Origin of the sequence: Corynebacterium suicordis DSM 45110, assembly GCF_015351405.1 — a bacterium.
GTDB lineage: Bacteria > Actinomycetota > Actinomycetes > Mycobacteriales > Mycobacteriaceae > Corynebacterium > Corynebacterium suicordis.
The window spans coordinates 175,050-192,506 of record NZ_JADKMY010000001.1 but is presented as its reverse complement, the minus strand read 5'-3'; the positions used below and the strand labels follow the sequence as shown (position 1 = coordinate 192,506).

The following is a 17,457-nucleotide window of genomic DNA, read 5'->3' as shown; positions in this document are numbered from 1 at the left end:
CTGCTGCTCATCAGGAATTCTGTAGCGTGGAAAGCATGACCACGAACACAGAAAATACCATCACTCGATTCGCAGTTGTTGGCACGGGACAGATCGCTCAACAGGCATTCATCCCGGGCTTGGCACAACTTCCAGAGGCAGAACTCGCCGCAGTTGTCAGCTCCGATCCCTCCAAGGGTGAGCACTTCGGTGTGCCCGGATATTCCTACGAGCAGTACGCAGAACTGCTGGCTTCCGGCGATATCGATGCCGTATACGTTGCCACCCCAGTTCACCAGCACGCGGAATACACCATTCCCGCACTTGAGGCGGGCATTCCCGTGCTGTGTGAAAAGCCCATGGCTCCCTCCGTAGAGGATTGCCAGCGGATGATCGATGCCGCCAACAAGACCAACACCACCCTCATGCTGGCCTACCGCATGCACAACGATCCTTTCTTCCTGGATCTGGTGGAACTCGTGCAATCCGGTGGACTGGGCGAGCTGCGCACCTTCACCTCCTCCTTCGGCCACATGATCAACCCGGACAACCACCGCGGAAAGCAGGGCTTCTGGGCCGGCCCCGTGCCTGACCTGGGCGTATACCCGCTGAACACTGTGCGCAACCTCTACCGCGAGGAACCAACCACCGTGCACGCCATTGGTGCGGAACAGCGCGGCTCCGAACAGCATGGCTCCGAGCTGCAGGTCACGCCCACCGTGGCCGTCACTTTGGGATTTGCCAGCGGCCGCACCGCTCAGTTCACCGCGTCCTATGCCACTGTCGGCCAGCAGGGTTTCACCCTGTCCGGATCCGAAGGTTATGTGCAGTCCAACGCTGCTTTCCAGTGGGGCGACGATGCTCCGCTGAGCTACCTCATCGATACCGGCAATGGCCCCGAGACCAAGGAGTACAGCGCCAAGGATCAGTTCGCCGGCGAAACCCGCTACTTCCTGCAGTGCGTGGCCAATGGTGAGCGTCCGGAAGCCGATGGCGAAGAAGGCCTCATGGATATCCGCGTGTGCGAGGCCGTGCTGCGCAGCCTGGAAACAGGTGAGACGCAGACCCTCGAGCCAGCCGAGCGTTCCCAGCACATCACTGCAGATCAGGCAGTATCCATCCCCGCTCCTAGGAAGCCTGAGGATGAAGAGCTGGTGGGCATCGAGCCCGAAGAGGTCTAACTAGCGCAGGGAGGCCACCACGCGGATGATCTGCTCCATGTCCCCCACCGTGTTGTGGGGGCTCAGGCCGATCACCACCGCGCCGGGGCCAGCGTTTGTCGCCGCAGCCGGAGTCTTTGCCCGGCGCGCATGTGCCCCGCTGGCAGCTTCCTCGAAGACACCCATCCGCTCCAGGAGCATGGATTCCCCGCGATCTGCCACCGAAGGCACCAAACCGTTGCCCAGGAGTCGATCCTGAACCGTGGCGGCGGAGACTCCTTCCACCATGAAGCTCACCCGCGGGATGCGAGGGACAGCATCGAAGGAGGCAGGGGTGTCGTCGAAATCTCCATCCACACCGATCACGTGCACCACACCAAGGTCCTGCAGCCCCTCGACCAGGTGCTTGGCCAGGCCGTTCATGTAGGCGGTTGCTTGGGGCACGGCCTTTTCTAGCCGACGCCGCCTCGTCCCCCGCGCCTCATCATCCAAACTTGCCAAATGATCTACGGCTGCGGGCACTCCTCCCAACAGTCCTTCCGGCAATCCACCGAGTTCTAGTACCGCTCGTGCCCGTGCTACGACAGGAGGCACGGTCACTGACTCGCGATACGCCCGGCTTTGAGCTGCGGAATTCATCACTGAGCGGGGCAGCACGGTCTCAAAGATTGATTCATCGCGGAAGATCAGCGCTCCCACCGATGGCCCACCCAGGGATCCCAGGTCAACGGCCATCACATCCGCGCCCATCATGTCGATATCCAGCACGTGGTACGGCGCCGCGGCGTTCACATCCACCACCACGAGCCCGCGAGACTTGGCATGCACCGTGTCCGCGATGGCGCGAACATTGGTGGCTGTTCCCACGAACTCGTTGGCAGCGGCTACGGCCACCACGGCGGTATCGGGATTCACGAGTTCCGCGAACTGCCAGGTGGGAAGCACTCCGGTGGCCAGTTCGGGCTCTGCCCAGCGCACGCGTGCGCCGTACAGATCAGCTGCGCGCTGCCAGGGCTCAATGTTTGCCGGGGAGTCCACGCGGGTGAGCACGATCTCTCTGCCCAGGCTGAGCTGGCGGCTCATCGCGGTGGAGAGATGCCCCATTAGGGCTGCCCGGGAGGCACCCAGGATCACGCATTCCGGGCGACCACCCACCAGATCCGCGATGGCGATGCGGGCGGATTGGACGAAACCATCGCCAATCCTCCGGCCCACCATGTGTGCCCGCGAGTGGGTGCCACTGACGGTCTCTGCCTGCTCAAGGAGAGGTGCCGTGCGGAAGCTGCGGGAGACTGCGGAGGAGACGCGCTCGGGTACCTGCGGGCGGGATTGGGCGTTCACGTACGTCCACCCATCCGACAAGGATGAGTAAAGACCGCGCACTCGAGGGTTATCGAACACCGAACTTCACCTTCCGCTTTCTCCGCAAGCTGGAAAACTCCACAGCGCGCTGGGATCAACAACATGGACTAGACTCCGACGATACTAGCCTGCCATATTCCGAAAATCCCAGATGAGTTCTCTCGCGATGGTTATAAAAGCATTAGTGCTGTTCAGCGCCGTGGCGTACTCCACGTTCCTCTTGGAAGCGGCTTTCGGCTATCCGCTGTCCCCGGTAGACAGCTACCTCTCCGAGTACGCCGCCGCGGACAATCCGCAGCGTTGGTGGTTTGCGGGCGCAGACCTTGTGTCCAGTGCCTTGTTGCTGATGGCGCTGGCGCTGATTTTCCGGCGACGTTCGGGTGGCTGGGGACGAGCACAGTGGAATCGAGCCCAGTGGATGATTGCCGGCGGATTATTGGCCATGGCTTTCTTCACGGTCGTGGATAGCTTCTTCCCCATGCCGTGCGCGGAGTCTCTCCCCTCGTGCCCGCCTTCGGGCATCGATGTGCACCTGGTGGCCTCCACGCTGGTCTCGCTGAGCGTACTGGTGGTGGCCGCGGGATTACTGAAGTCTCTGTGGAGCGCACCTTGGTCGCAGAAACTTCCTCCCGTCCTATTTCTGCTCACGTGCGTGCTCATCGTTGGCGCGGTGATCTTCGGCTGGCCGGTAGGAATAATCCAGCGGGTGCAGGTGCTGAGTATCAGCATGATGTTGCTGTGCGTCCCCCACGCGCTCGATCCCCGTACGCCCAGCAAAACCCCCGATAAAGGAACACGATGACTTGGATTATTCTCCCCGGCTTGGGCTGCCCTCCACAGGATTACTGTGAGCTGCAGCAATCGCTCAATGCGTGGGTCATGGATGCTTGGGAAGTCGGTTTGGATGCGCCCATCGAGGAAGTGCGCGCCTATGCCCGGCGCGAGGGCGTGCAGCTACCGGTGAAAATCCTGGGGCATTCCATGGGAGGACTTCTGGCCCTGGAGTGGGCGGCTCGCTACCCGGGGGAAGTCACGGAGATTGTGCTGGCCGATGCCACCACTCCCGAGCACGCCCACCTCACCTCAACCTGGCCACTACCCAAGCCACTGGCGAAACGCGTGGAAAAGTTGTGGGCCCGGTTGGGCACGGACTTCGGAGCGCGCCTGCCCAGCTGGGTGCTGGCGCCATTCTTGCCGCTATTGCGCAGCGCGATGAACCGTTGGGGCACGCAGCACCCTGAACCGCTCAGCAAGCAGGAGCGCGCGCAGTATTTCGGAAGCCGCGCGGCCGCACAGTCGCTGATCAGGCAAAACTGCGCGTGCGAGAAGGTGCAGCGCCGCGTGTTCGCCGCCTTCGGAGGAGCGGATTCGGGACGCGCAGATACCCAGTGGCTACGCGGCCCGCACCGCCCGCGGATCACTCAACTGGTGGCAGCCGAAGAACAATCCGCAAACACCGCGAGCACCCTGGTGCGAGAGCAACTCCAGCTGGCGCAGCGCCTGGGAACCCGCCCCGTGTTCCTGCCCCAGCACAATCACCTCTTCCCCATCTCCGTACCGGGAAGCGTGACGCGCCACCTCCCGGAAGGCAACCCCAGTTAATTACTCCGGCTTCACGAACGGGAAGGCCAGCACTTCGCGAATGTTCTGCTCCAGCAGGAACATCACTAGGCGGTCCACCCCGATGCCCAGCCCGCCCGTGGGCGGCATGCCGAATTCCAGCGCGGTGAGGAAGTTCTCGTCGATCTCCATGGCCTCCGGGTCTCCCCCGGCAGCCTTCAGTGATTGCTCGGTGAGACGTTTGCGCTGTTCCAGCGGGTCGGCCAGCTCGGTGTAGGCCGTACCCAGCTCCATTCCGCAGGCCACCAGATCCCATCGCTGCGCGGTCAATGGCTGCTCCGGGTCTGCCATGGTCAGTGGCGAGGTCTCCACCGGGAACCACGAGTAGAAGGTCGGCGCGATGGTGTTGGGCTCCACCAGTTCGTCGTACAGCTCATTCACCAGCTCACCCACGCTGCCCACCTTGAGGCCGTACCGATCCAACAGATCCTTGTGCGAAGCCACGTCATCTTCCGGGCGGATAACCTTGCCCACCGCGTCAGATACCGCCTGGTACACCGGCACCACAGCCCAAGGTTCGGAAAGGTCAATGGCCACGGGCTCACCGTTGCCCGCGTGCAGATGCAGTGTGGTGCTGCCGTGCACGGCCATCGCCGCATTGCGGATCAGACGCTCGGTCAGCAACCGCATGCTGTTCCAATCGCCATACGCCTGGTAGGCCTCCAGCGCGGTGAACTCCGGGTTGTGCGTGTTATCCACGCCCTCGTTGCGGAAGTTCCGGCCCAGCTCAAACACCTTGGGAATACCGCCCACCACCAGGCGTTTCAGGTAGAGCTCCGGCGCGATGCGCAGAGTGAGGTGCTGGTCATAAGCGCGGATATGCGTGCGGAATGGGCGGGCATTCGCCCCGCCGTGAACCGTCTGCAGAATCGGGGTTTCCGCCTCCAGGAACTCCTCAGCGCGCAGCGTCTGCCGCACCGCATCCACCACCTTGGCCCGGGCGATCACCAGATCTCGCGCGGCCAGGTTGGTGCCCAGATCCATGTGGCGCAGCTTCGCCCGCTGGTAGGGATTACTCAGCGGTTGGGTCGGGAACTCCACCAGGGACTTCGCGGCCATGTGCCACTGGCTCACCAACAGCGAAGGAGTGCCATTACGCGAGGCCCCCAGCACACCGGTTGCAGAGATCACGTCACCCTTACTCACGAACCTCCGAAAAGTCCGAGCCGCCTCCCCCGCGGTGGCCTCCACCAGCAGTTGGAACTGCACCCCGGATTCTTCGATCTGCGCGAACTGCACGCCGCCATGATCGCGGATCCTCTGCACACGCCCGGTGACGGAGATTTCGGCGTCGCCAACTGGCAAGTCCCCCAAAACCGCCAGGTCGTGGGTGCGGGGCACGCTGGAGGGGTAACCCACCTGACCGTTTTCTTGCAGCTCACCCAATTTTTCTCGACGCCACCTCTGCTGCAGCGTGAGCTTATTTTCCCACTTCTTACTGCGCAGAAGCTCTGCCTCGAGCGCCTGGATCTCCGCGGAGTTGCCGAGCTGTGGCAGGGGAGGCTGATAGCGCGGGAGGAAGCCCTCGCCAAAGGCGAAGGAGAGCAGAACGCGGGCGGTGTGCAGCGTGCTATCCACCGCCAAATAGCGTGACTGCCAATCCGGGTTGTACTTCACATTGGACTGATACAGGGTCTGGATCTGCCACCAGCGGGAAGAGAAGATGAGCAGCTTCAGCAACAAGCGGTGGAAGAAGGACGCAGAGACTGATCCGCCCTTTTCCATCACTTCGCGCAAGACCACGAAGTTGAGGGAGAACTTGTCCACGTTGAGCGCGGTGCCCTCCTTGGCCAGCTCTGCCACCATCAATTCCGTGACCCCGTTGGGCGCCTCCGGGGAGCGGCGCATCACATCGAGGGACAATCCCCGGCGACCCCACGGCACGAGGGTGAGCATCGCCTGCATTTCCCCATCGGGAGCATGGGCGGTCACCATGAACGTGCGTTGATCGCGCTCATCACCCACGCGGCCGGAAGCCATGGTGAAGCCGCGCTCGTCGCCGTGGCGCCAGGTTTCGGCGCGTTGCTTCAATTCGGCGCGCTCCTCAGCGGTGAGCGAAGCCTGGGTTTGGATCCGCACCACATAACCCTTGCGCTTCAGGCGATTGACCACCTTGCGCACCCCATGGAGCTCCTTGATATCGAAGCGGCGAGTATCGATGATTGCCTCATCACCCATGGGGATGATGCGCAGTCCAGCATCGGCATACGCCCGCGCGCCGGGCTCGGAGATGGAGGCCGCGGCCAGAATCCAGCCATTGCGGTGGCCGAAAGCCAGGAACTCGCGAACTGCATCGTTCCAATACTGCGGATCGCCCAGCGGGTTGCCCGCGGCGATACACACGCCATCGATCACCCGATAGGAAACGGCCGCCTTGCCGTTCTCGCTGATCAGAAGGGCGCGGTCATCGTTGGTGGCGAAGTAGCCCAGGGAATCCTCCGAAGGCGGGCTGAGCAGCATCCGGCGGGCATCCATCGCGGCTTTTTCCGAACCCTGGGGCGCGTTCACGGAACGAAGCAACAGCAGGAAGGCCGCGAACACGCTCAGCGAGGCAGCCACCTCGCCCAGAATCCGCACCCAGTCGGGGACATGCAGGCCGGGATCAATGAGCACATCGATGGGCGAAAGCCCCAGCACCACGTACCCAATCCAGTGCAGGAAAAGGTTCAACGGGGTGTGGAAACCGAAGTAGAGAATGGCCAGGACCAGCAGGAAACTGGCCCCCACTCCCAGCACCAGCACTGCCAGCGCGGGCTTCCAGTTTCCCCGCACCTTGGCCGGGAAATCCGGCAGCGCGCGGAACCCCAGGATCAGATACGCCAGCGAGGCCAGCAGCGGCACCACTGTCCACACCAGCATTTCGCGGGTGGTTTCCTCCTCGTTGAATCCCAAGAAGAAGACCAGCAACAGCGCGTTGACCACCACGTAATAGAGCTGGAAGACGATCAGATAAATCAGCAGTGCCACGCGCTGCCTGCGCAACATGCCGGAGAGCAGGATGACCAGGAAGATGGCCATGAACAGCGTGGGGTAATTGGGCAACCCCGCGAAGTAGAATCCCACCGCGATGTCTTCGACTACATCGCGGGAGAACGATCGCAGAAGCAGGCCGACGATGAACCACGCTGTCGCCAGGGTCACCGATAGGAGGAGAATTTTCGATTCCCACCTTTTTTTCATAAGGTCACCCTACTACTGAAAATCTGAGGGGCCAGGGTGGCGTCGGAAAAAAGAATTGACCTGCCGGGCGGGTAACATGCCAACAATGAACGAGCCCCGGAAACAGCCCGATCTGGCACGTATTACCGCCCGTACCAGCAACGGTGCACCCCCTAGCCAGTCCGTCACATTCGGCGCGGCATGGAAGGATCTCCGCCAAGGTTTCCAGCAGAGAGAGCTCTGGCTGGTGCTGGGTTGGCAGGACATCAAGCAGCGTTATCGCAGGTCAACGCTAGGACCGCTGTGGATCACGGTGGCCACGGGCGTGATGGCCATTGCGCTGGGCCTGCTGTATTCCATGCTCTTCCAGCAGGATCTGGCTACCTTCCTGCCGCACGTGGCGGTTGGTCTGATCATTTGGGGCTTCATCAGTGGCTGCATCAAGGAGGGCGCGGAGGTCTTTATTGATAACGAGGGCCTAATCAAGCAGCTTCCCAGCGCACTGAGCGTGCACGTGTACCGGCTGGTGTGGAAGCAGTTCCTCTTCCTGCTGCACAACCTGGTGATTTGGCTGGCGCTGCTGGTGATCTTCCGCCCAGCGCTGGGCTGGGAGGTGCTGTTGGTGATCCCCGCCATGCTGCTGATCCTGCTCAACGGCATCTGGGTGACCATGCTGTTCGGCATCATCGCCACGCGCTTCCGCGATGTGGCACCGCTGCTGGAATCTCTGGTGCAGCTGGCGTTCTACATGACCCCCATCGTGTGGACCACCCGGACCCTGGAGGCGCAGGGCGGTGACGTGGCCGATCGGGCCAAGTTGGCTCAGATCAACCCGCTGTATCACTACCTGGAGATCATCCGCGCGCCGATGATCGGCGAGAGCGTGGCCGGTTATCACTGGATCGTGGTGGGTGTGTGCACCGTGGTGGGTCTGGTGCTCACATTGCTGGCCATGCGTACGTGGCGCTTCCGCGTGAGTTACTGGGTTTAGGTCAAGAAAGGTACTGGTCATGGTAAGCATTGACACCTACGATGCGTGCGTAGATTTTCCTATCTTCGACGCCAAATCTCGCTCCCTCAAGAAGAGTTTTCTGGGCGCTGCGGGTGGACAGATCGGCAGAAACGAGCAGAACACCGTCACGGTGGAGGCGCTGCGCGACATCAACCTGCACCTGCAGGAAGGTGACCGCGTGGGGCTGGTTGGCCACAACGGCGCTGGTAAGTCCACGCTGTTGCGTCTGCTCTCCGGCATCTACGAACCCACCCGTGGATCCACGGTGGTGCGCGGACGAGTGGCACCGGTCTTCGACCTCGGCGTGGGCATGGACCCGGAGATCAGCGGATACGAAAACATCGTGATCCGCGGCTTGTTCCTGGGGCAGACGCGCGCGTCCATGCGCAGGAAAATGGATGATATCGCGGAGTTCAGCGAGCTGGGAGAGTACCTCTCCATGCCACTGCGCACCTATTCCACGGGCATGCGGATCCGCCTGGCGCTGGGCGTGGTGACGTCCATTGAGCCGGAGATCCTGCTGCTGGATGAGGGCATCGGTGCCGTGGATGCGGCCTTCATGGCCAAGGCCCGCGAGCGGCTGGTGAAGATGGTGGAACGCTCCGGCATTCTGGTGTTCGCCTCCCACAGCAATGAGTTCCTGGCGCAGTTGTGCGATAGCGCACTGTGGATTGACCACGGTGAGGTGCGCCAAGCCGGAGCGGTGGATGAAGTGGTGGGTGCCTACGAGGGCCCCGAAGCAAAACAGCACGTCCAGAACGTTTTGCGCGATCTCGGTCGCTGGTAACTAGCGGCCATAGTGTTGCGCGTTACACTTGGAAAAAAGCTTTCATCTAACCGCCCCAAACCCCACAGGACTTACAGTGAGCACTGAGAATCAACCAACGGCTGCCCAATCCGGCCCTCATGCATCCGAGGCAGTAAATGAAAAGGCGTGGCTCAAGCATTATTCAGAGTGGACCAGCCCAGAGATCGATGTAGATACTCTCTTTGGCCCTGGAGCCAGCGGGGATACCACTTCCACCTCCCGCACCTTGGTGGATATTTTCGATAACGCGGTAAAGGAATTCGCGGACGTTCCCGCCTTTACCTTCTTCGGCAAGTCCACCACGTACAAGGAATACGGAACCTTGGTGGATCGCGCGATTGCCGCGCTGCGTGCAGCTGGCGTGTCCAAGGGTGATTTCGTAGCCATCGTGGCTCCCAACTCCCCACAAACTTTGATCGCCTTTTATGCCACCTTGTGCGTGGGCGCGGTACCTGCCCTGCACAACCCTCTGTACACCTCCAGCGAGCTCAAGGTTCCTTTCAATAACCACAAGGCTCGCGTGGGATTCTTCTGGGAGAAGGCCAATAAGATTGCCTGCGAGCTGAAGAAGGACACCCCGCTGGAGACGGTGATCGATATCAACCTGATCGATAGCATGCCCCGCCTGCAGCGTTTCGCGCTTTCCCTCCCCCTGCCTATCCCCGCTCTGAAGGCCGCCAAGGCAAAGCTTTCCGCTCCGACCAAGTCCAGCATGAGCTTCGAGGATTTCCTCCGCCAAGGCAAGGGCAAGAGCACGGAGAAGGAAAAGGTCAATCCCCGCGATCCCGCGCTGATTCTCTATACCTCCGGCACCACCGGCACTCCCAAGGGTGCGCTGCTCAACCACATGAACCTAGTTAGCAACCTCGAACAGGGTCGCGAGTGGGTGCAGGATCTGGGCGTGGGACGCACGGAAAAGATGATGGCTGCACTGCCTATTTTCCACGCTTACGGACTGACCATGAATATCACCATGGCACCGGCTATCGGCGGCACCATCCAGCTGCTGCCCGCGCCGGAGATGGATCTGATCCTCAAGCTCATGAAGACGGACTGCCCCACCTGGCTGCCTGGTGTTCCCACCTTGTACGAAAAGATCATGGACACTGCTGAGGAAAAGAACGTATCTCTCAAGGGCATCCGCAACTCCTTCTCCGGAGCCTCCAGCCTGCCAGTGGCCACCGTGAAGCGCTGGGAAGAAATGACCGGCGGCAACATCGTGGAGGGATACGGCCTCACCGAAACCTCCCCGATCATCTGTGGCAACCCCATGGGCAATGGGCGCGAGGGTTACATCGGCGTGCCCTTCCCCTCCACCGAGGTGCGCATCGGCGACCCAGAAGACCCCACCCTCACTATGCCCGATGGCGAGCCGGGCGAGCTGATGGTCCGCGGACCACAGGTGTTCAGCGGTTACCTGGACATGACCAAGGCCACCCAGGAAGCATTCTGCGATGACTGGTTCCTGACCGGTGACATGGCCGTGATGGAATCCGATGGTTTCATCAAGATCGTCTCCCGCATCAAGGAAATGATCATCACCGGAGGCTTCAATATCTACCCGGCAGAGGTAGAAGCAGTCCTTCGGGAGCACGACGCCGTGGCTCACGCTTCCGTGGTGGGCTTGGACCGCGAAGATGGCTCCGAAACCGTGTGCGCCGCATTGGTGCTGGCGGAGGGCAAGAAACTGGATGATTCCCTCAAGGCTGAGCTGAAGGAATTCTGCCGCGAGAAGCTGACCCGCTACAAGGTGCCACGCATCTACGAGCAGTTCGATGAGCTGCCTTCCGATCAGCTGGGCAAGGTACGCCGCGGCGAAGTGAAGGAAATGGTGGCCGAGCGTCTCAAGTAGGCGCGTCAGGCGGGGTGATCCATCCCGTCTAATGGCACACTAGATACATGCCAATTCAGCACTCAGATAGCATCGCGGCCGTCATCGTCACCCACAACCGCGTGGAGCTTTTGAGTGCCAGCCTGCAGCAAGTTGCCAACCAAGAGTGCGCGGCAGTCGACCACATCATCGTGGTGGATAACGGCGCTGACCCCGCGGTGGAAGAACTGGTGCAGCAGGTAGCGGGATCGCGCGGAGTGTATCTGCGCAGCCAGACCAATCTGGGTGGTGCCGGTGGTTTTGCCTATGGTTTCCTCACCGCATTGGCTCTGGGTGCAGATGCCATCTGGTGCGCAGACGATGACGGTCGCCCCGCTGATCAGCACGTGCTCTCCACGCTGCTGGACGTGGCCGAACGCGAAGGGCTAGAGGAAGTCAGCCCTGTGGTCTGCAATATCGCGGATCCCGAGCGCCTGGCCTTCCCGCTGCGGCAGGGCCTGGTGTGGCGCCGGCGGTTGGATGAGCTGGAAGGGGACTTCATCCCCGGCATCGCTTCCCTCTTCAACGGCGCATTGATCAGCGCCAAGGCCATGGAAATTATCGGCGTGCCAGATTACCGGCTGTTTATTCGCGGGGATGAAGTGGAATACCACCGGCGCTTGGTGCGCAGCGGACTGCCCTTCGGCACATCGCTGCGTGCTGCTTACCTGCACCCGGATGGCTCCGATGAGTTCAAGCCAATCCTCGGCGGGAAGATGCACACGCAATTCCCCGATAACGAGTTCAAGCGCTATTTCACCTACCGCAACCGCGGTTACATCATGAATCAGCCCGGCATGCGCAAGCTCCTGCCACAGGAATACGCGCGCTTCGCGTGGTTCTTCCTGGTGCAGAAGCGGGACGTGGCTGGCTTCCGCGAGTGGCTGAAGTTGCACGCTAAGGGGCGGGCGGAGAAGTTCGAGCGGCCCTAGGAGTAGCGCTAGGGGAAAATGCTAGGAATAGCCGCCAAGCAGCACGTCCAACTGAGCGGGATCCGCGTGGTTTTCCTCATGCCCATCCCGGGGTGAGACGTGCATCCGGCCGCTTCCCAGCTCCACCACATCGATGGGCCAGCCATAGATCTCGCTCAAGTTCTCCGAGGTATAGACCTCATGCACCGTGCCATCGGAGACCACCTTTCCCTGGGACAGGCAGACCACGTGATCCGCGTAGGCAGCAGCGGCATTGAGATCATGCAGCACCACAATCACCGTTGCCCCACCTTGGGCCAAGCGGCGGGCCAACCCCAGGGTTTGCTCCTGGTGGCGGATATCCATGGCGGCCGTGGGCTCATCCAGGAACACCACGGGAGTGCGCTGTGCCAGCACTCGGGACATGGCCATGCGAGCTCTTTCGCCACCGGAGAGCGTGAGCGAATCCCGCGCCTGCAGGTGGGTCATGTTGGTGGCGTGGAGGGCGGCGTCGACAATCAAGGAATCCTGCTCCGCAGAAACGCTGCCGGCCCAGGGACGCCGGCCCATCTCCACCACGTCGCGCACCAGGAAGCTGAAGGCCACGCTGGTGTCCTGCAGCATCACGGAACGCAGGCGGGAAAGATCCTTGGCGGAGGCTGCAGAGACATCTGTGGAACCCAGGTGGGCGGCTCCACTGGAGAGCTTCAGATCCCCGGAAAGGGCAGAGAGAAGCGTGGATTTACCCGCGCCATTGGGGCCGATCAGCGCGGTGATTTCGCCTGGTCGGGCGGTGATGCTGACGTTTGCAAGGATGGGCTTATCGGCGATTGTGACACTGATGTTTTCGGCGCGTACCTCGATCATTTCAAGCCTCCTCGCTTCATCATTCGGCGCAGCAAGATGAAGAATGTGGGGCCACCCACCAGCGCGGTGAAAATGCCGATGGGAAGATCGGCAAATTCCACGGCGGTGCGGGCCACGATATCGGCACCCGCGATGAGCAACGCGCCACCCAGGGCGGAAGCGGGGATGAGGATGCGGTTGGCGGGGCCGGAAACGGTGCGGATGATGTGGGGGACGATGAGCCCCACGAAGCCGATGAGGCCCGCGTAGGACACCGCGCCCGCAGTGAGCAGGGTGGCCAGCGCGATGGCGGCCAGGCGCAACTTCTGCACGTCCACGCCCACGTGGCCGGCGGCTCGATCACCCAGCGCCAGCACGTCCAGCTTGTTCACCATGAACAGCGAGGCAGCGATGCCCAGGCCGACCACGATGGCCACGGTGCTGACCTGTTCCCACTTGGCGGCGTTCAAACTGCCCATCTGCCAGAAGATGATTTGCTCGCGGGAGGAGGTGGGGGCGATGAACACCATGAAGGAAATGATGGCTCCGGCCACGGCATTCACGGCGATGCCCACCAGAATCAGGTTGACGATCCGCACCTGGCCGTTCATCCGGGACAAGCTGTAGACCAGCACGGCGGTGAGCATGGCAGCGATAAAGGCCGCCACCGGCACAGTAGAGCTGCCGAGTACGGTCCATCCGGTGACCATGACGAACGCCGCACCCACACCCGCGCCGCTGGTCACGCCGATGACGGAAGGTTCTGCCAGGGGGTTGGCGAAGACCGCTTGCATGAGTGCCCCGGCCACACCCAGGGCAGCGCCCACGAGCAAGCCGAGAAGCACGCGAGGAATACGGATTCTCCACACCACGGTTTCATCCAGCGTGGAGGCACCCATCGGCCCCTTGGCGAGGATGCCAGTGAGCTGCGAAAGAGGGATGGTGAACTGCCCCAGGGAGATGGACAGCATCGTGACCAGCACGAGCAGGACGATCAGCGCAACGAAGAGCAGTCCGCGCTTCTTCTTACGATCCAGGAAAGTTGCGGAGATGTGCGACTGAACAGCCGTCACTGCGACTGCCCGTCCTTGAGGTACAACGCCTGGGCTGCCCGCAGGAGCATCTCCCCGGTCTGCGGACCGAAGGCGAGGGAATCGCCATCCGGCAGAGCGAGGATGCGCTGGTTTTTGCCCGCGGTGGTGTTGGCCACTCCCGGGCGGGCCAGCAGGCCCTGCAGATTACCGGTGGATTCGAGGCCTTCGGACATCATCACGAAGACTTCCGGGTTTAGTTTGGCCAGGGCCTCAGCGTTGGCGGGCGAGGGTGCGCCAATGCCCTGCTCAGTGGCCACATCCGTGCCACCGAGGCCGCTGATGAGGTCATCGGTGGAATCCTCCTTGCCCAGCACGTAGAACACGCCGCCATCACCGCGGGCGTACAGGAAGGCCATCTTCAGTGGCTTTTCCGGGGCGATCTCGCGGATGGCTTGCACGGCTTCCTCGTACTCATCCAGAGAACGCTGGGCGAGCTTGTCGCCTTCCTCCTGCAGACCCACCACTCCGGCGAGGTTTTTGATGCCCTCTTCCATCTTTTCCAGTGAGCGGTCCGGGGACATCACCACGGTGGGGATACCGGATTCGCGCAGCTGATCAATTGCCCCGCGAGGGCCGATGGAGTGGTCCACGATGATGAGGCTTGGACGCAGCGAAAGCACAGCTTCCACGTTGATATCGTGGCCGCCCTGGGTCACCACGGGCAGGTCCTTCAGCGATTCCTCGTTGGAGGAATTGGTGCGGCCAACGATGTTTTCGCTTAAGCCCAGCCCGCGCAGCGTCTTGGTGTACGTGCCGTACATGTCCAGGGCGACGATGCGGGAAACATCCTCCACCTTGACGGCGTTGCCGTCGTTATCCGTCAGCTCCACGGGGAGCGCGGGTTCCGGGTTCTCCGCGACGGGCTCTACTTCGTCGAAAGCGCTGACGGTAGACACGCCCTTGAGCTGGCGCGGATCCGGCTTGTCGGAGGAGTTCTCCAGCTCCGAAATGATCTCAGAGTTCGAGGACTCCTGTTCCGCGTTGCCGGTATCCCACGAGGAGCAACCAGATAGGGCCAGGGACGTTACCGCCAGCGCGGCCACCACAGCGCGTCGAAGATTGTGCTGGGATGTTGAGAACATGGGGTACCTCGAAGAAAGACAGTGCCGGAAAGACAGCGGGCTGCGGATGTTAGGAAGCGTTTAGGAAGCAGTAGGGTTTCGACGCGTGAAGCTGGATAGCGCCACGCCTCCCACAACAAACAAGGCAGCCAGCAGGATGTAGCTTGCAACGCGGCTGTCGTTGAAGTTGCCCTGGGAATCTGCTCCGGTGGGCTTGATGCTGAACTGATCCCCGCCCTCGGCTGCCTGTGGGTTGTTGGTGGTGTCTGTTTCCACCTCATCCATCACGCTGGCTCCGGATTCCTCGTTGAGTAGCGCTTCAGCATCAGCCGCGCTGCCGGTGCCGGTGGCTGCAGCATTGGCTGCCCCACCTTGGCCGGCGGCGCAGTTCGCGGATCCGCCCAGCTGGGCAGAGAAGTTCAGCTGATCCAGTGCTTCACCTGCGGAGTAGAAGGAACCGAAGGCCTCGGAACCCACTGCGGTGAGGGTTGGGGTGGCGGTGCCGGAGGCGGAAGTTGCAGAGGTCTCCAGCGAGCTGAAGCTCAGGTTCGCCAAGGCGATGCGTCCGAAGTCCCGCGCCTGACCCTCCGTGGTGTTGGAACGCGCATTGACCAGCAGCTGGCCGGAGTTGCCATTGAACTGGATCTCCATGTTGGAGAACTTGATGTCCAGGGTTCCGCCGTGGCCGGTGAAGTGGATGGTGCCGGGGTAGAGCACGGATCCGGACTTCTGCGATGGGTTCACTGCGCCGGAATTGCCACTGAACTGGAAGATTCCGTTGTTTTCACCCACGCCACCGGTCTGCCAGCTTCCCTTAGCCGTGGAGCTGGTGAGGTAGTTACGGAAGGATTCCCGCACACCCCACTGCGCCTTGGAGGAGGTCACGCCGACAGCTCCGGTGCCAGAGCACACTGCCGCGTCATCTCCGCCTGCTCCCTGCGCGGGTACTTGGGCTGGAGCCTGGGTTTGCGCCTGGGCTTGCGACTGGCTCTGACCGGACACGGAGTGAGAAGCCTGGCCGCCACCATTTCCGGTGTTCGCCGGGGCTGGAGCAGCTGCAGCATTGCCGGCTGCGGGAACATTAGCCGCAGCAATCGGGGTGGTGGGAAGCACGCCAGTCTTGCATCCCACGCCCATGGAAAGCGTGCCCGCGGTCGGGGCGAATTCCATGCCTGCCTCGTAAGAGCCGAAGAGCTTTGCTCCCTCTGGGGTCAGGATGGTCTTGCCCGCGAGATCCACGGAATCGCTATTAAAATCCGCGGCCTTGTTGAGGGTCACATCCACGATTGGCACATCCTCGCGAGAGACCTTCTGCCCGAGCAAGCCTGCCACGCGGTTTTCTGGATCGGTAGTTACGTAGTCGACGAAAATCTGCGCCATATTGCCGTTGATCTTCATGGTGACATCGGTGAGGTTCATGTCCAGCGCGCCAGCGTGTCCGTTGAAGTGCATGTCTCCGGCGAATTTAACGGTCCCCTGGCCGCCCATCCCCGTGGTTCCTTCCGCCTTGGGGGCGAAGACGAACTGGTTGCCGTTCCACGCGCTACCGCTGATCTTGCCGATCACGAATGGCTTGGCCATGTATTCCATCCACTTTTCGGAGACCCGCCATCCCAGGGAGCCCGCCTGAACGGTCTTTTGTCCCAGCAGACAACTCTGCGCGTCAGCCACTGCCCCGGTGGATTCCATGGCGACGGGCAGCAGACCCATTCCGAGAGTCACAGTTGCCGCCGTGGTGACTGCTGCAATGTGTCGTCGAGTGGAGAAAGCGAAGGACATCAAAACACTCATTTCTTGGGGAAATTTTGCGCAAGCTCACCGAACGTCGTGAACGTCGGTGGTGGTGGAGCGAGCCTCTTCATCCCTGCCGGACAAACAGAGGATTAGGAAAGTCCGCTTATTCTTTATTAAGGTTAGCCTAAACACATGTGCCCGAACTACCTAATCGGGCGCCCTATCCACCCGCTGAATCCACCCGCTGAGGAACGTGCAATGAACGAGCTTTCCAACTTTGATCGTCTGTATCCCGACGTTCAGCCAGAACTGCCTCTGCACCTCACCAGCATCGAGCGACTCGCAATCGCGGTGACTGCAGGAATGCTGGCGTTTGGTGGCGCATCAGGCCAGCTGCTGATCGCTGGCGCGGGAATCGGGTTGCTGCTCTTCGTCATCTTTTCCATCTCCACGCGCCCGTTGCGTCGAATTCGCAATGAAGCCCGCAGCCGGTTCCCAGACATGGATTGGTATGAAGACCGCGCTAATTCACAATTGAAGCTGGCGTGGAGCGTTCCCCTGTTGTGGATCGTCATCACCGCGCTCTCTGCAGCGTGCCTCTTCCTGGTTCCCAGCACGTACACCCTGACCGCCGCGGCGATCTGCGCTGTTCTCACCGCACTTCTGGTGTGGTTCGCGCCGGGTCTCTCCACCGCATGGAAGGTTCGGGAAGAGTCGGGGTACGAGGAATACCCCGTTGATGGCTACGAGGATGAGCATGCGGGCGACACCCGAAATGACGCGGCCACCGAAACCTTCGCCACCGCGCACCCCGTGGGACGCGCCCAGCACTAAGTTACTG

14 protein-coding genes are annotated in these 17,457 nt (G+C 61.6%); 8 read left to right on the top strand and 6 right to left on the bottom strand.

Going from position 1 to position 17,457, the window contains the following annotated elements; all coding sequences use genetic code 11:
* Positions 1-35 precede the first annotated feature (35 nt).
* Positions 36-1,160 carry a Gfo/Idh/MocA family protein gene (locus IRY30_RS00850; RefSeq protein ID WP_194555530.1) on the top strand — a complete coding sequence of 375 codons (1,125 nt, stop codon included), beginning with the start codon at positions 36-38 and terminating at the stop codon, positions 1,158-1,160.
* Here the strand turns inward: IRY30_RS00850 and IRY30_RS00845 are convergent, their stop codons facing one another.
* Positions 1,161-2,480, bottom strand: coding sequence for an aminotransferase class V-fold PLP-dependent enzyme (locus tag IRY30_RS00845; protein ID WP_309826050.1), 1,320 nt, complete (start codon positions 2,478-2,480; stop codon positions 1,161-1,163). It abuts the gene before it with no gap.
* A 172-nt stretch (positions 2,481-2,652) separates the two neighbouring features.
* Here IRY30_RS00845 and IRY30_RS00840 point away from each other — a divergent pair, with 172 nt between their 5' ends.
* Positions 2,653-3,303, top strand: a complete 651-nt coding sequence (locus tag IRY30_RS00840) for a DUF998 domain-containing protein (RefSeq protein ID WP_228502464.1) — start codon at positions 2,653-2,655, stop codon at positions 3,301-3,303.
* Positions 3,300-4,103, top strand: a complete 804-nt coding sequence (locus tag IRY30_RS00835; protein ID WP_194555527.1) for an alpha/beta fold hydrolase — start codon at positions 3,300-3,302, stop codon at positions 4,101-4,103. The genes IRY30_RS00840 and IRY30_RS00835 overlap by 4 nt, the downstream gene beginning before the upstream one ends.
* On the opposite strand, the gene lysX is transcribed toward IRY30_RS00835, so the two are convergent.
* On the bottom strand, positions 4,104-7,301 hold the full coding sequence (gene lysX / locus IRY30_RS00830) for a bifunctional lysylphosphatidylglycerol synthetase/lysine--tRNA ligase LysX (protein ID WP_194555526.1): 3,198 nt from the start codon (positions 7,299-7,301) through the stop codon (positions 4,104-4,106).
* Positions 7,302-7,386: 85 nt separating this feature from the next.
* On the opposite strand from lysX, the gene wzm reads away from it, so the two are divergent.
* From wzm to glfT1, 4 genes are all read left to right on the top strand, one after another.
* Entirely contained in the window at positions 7,387-8,271 is an 885-nt protein-coding gene (gene wzm / locus IRY30_RS00825) for a galactan export ABC transporter permease subunit Wzm/RfbD (RefSeq protein ID WP_194555525.1), read from the top strand.
* Between the two features lie 19 nt (positions 8,272-8,290).
* Positions 8,291-9,079, top strand: a complete 789-nt coding sequence (wzt, locus tag IRY30_RS00820) for a galactan export ABC transporter ATP-binding subunit Wzt/RfbE (RefSeq protein WP_194555524.1) — start codon at positions 8,291-8,293, stop codon at positions 9,077-9,079.
* 76 nt (positions 9,080-9,155) lie between these two features.
* Positions 9,156-10,952: a long-chain-fatty-acid--CoA ligase gene (locus IRY30_RS00815; RefSeq protein WP_194555523.1), complete on the top strand. Its 1,797-nt coding sequence runs from the start codon at positions 9,156-9,158 to the stop codon at positions 10,950-10,952.
* A gap of 47 nt (positions 10,953-10,999) precedes the next feature.
* A complete protein-coding gene (glfT1, locus tag IRY30_RS00810) occupies positions 11,000-11,902 on the top strand; it encodes a galactofuranosyltransferase GlfT1 (RefSeq protein WP_194555522.1) in 903 nt (300 codons plus the stop codon).
* Between the two features lie 21 nt (positions 11,903-11,923).
* Here the strand turns inward: glfT1 and IRY30_RS00805 are convergent, their stop codons facing one another.
* The 4 genes from IRY30_RS00805 to IRY30_RS00790 are packed head-to-tail and all read right to left on the bottom strand — an operon-like array spanning position 11,924 to position 16,661.
* A complete protein-coding gene (locus tag IRY30_RS00805) occupies positions 11,924-12,748 on the bottom strand; it encodes a heme ABC transporter ATP-binding protein (RefSeq protein ID WP_194555521.1) in 825 nt (274 codons plus the stop codon).
* Positions 12,745-13,800 (bottom strand): FecCD family ABC transporter permease, encoded by a 1,056-nt coding sequence (locus tag IRY30_RS00800; RefSeq protein ID WP_309826060.1) that lies wholly within the window; start codon positions 13,798-13,800, stop codon positions 12,745-12,747. Before IRY30_RS00800 ends, IRY30_RS00805 begins: the two co-directional genes overlap by 4 nt.
* Positions 13,797-14,903 (bottom strand): heme/hemin ABC transporter substrate-binding protein, encoded by a 1,107-nt coding sequence (locus IRY30_RS00795; RefSeq protein WP_194555520.1) that lies wholly within the window; start codon positions 14,901-14,903, stop codon positions 13,797-13,799. Before IRY30_RS00795 ends, IRY30_RS00800 begins: the two co-directional genes overlap by 4 nt.
* Before the next feature lie 60 nt (positions 14,904-14,963).
* Complete coding sequence (locus IRY30_RS00790; protein ID WP_194555519.1) at positions 14,964-16,661, bottom strand: HtaA domain-containing protein; 1,698 nt, start codon at positions 16,659-16,661, stop codon at positions 14,964-14,966.
* Between the two features lie 213 nt (positions 16,662-16,874).
* On the opposite strand from IRY30_RS00790, the gene IRY30_RS00785 reads away from it, so the two are divergent.
* A complete protein-coding gene (locus tag IRY30_RS00785; RefSeq protein ID WP_194555518.1) occupies positions 16,875-17,450 on the top strand; it encodes a hypothetical protein in 576 nt (191 codons plus the stop codon).
* Positions 17,451-17,457: the final 7 nt, after the last annotated feature.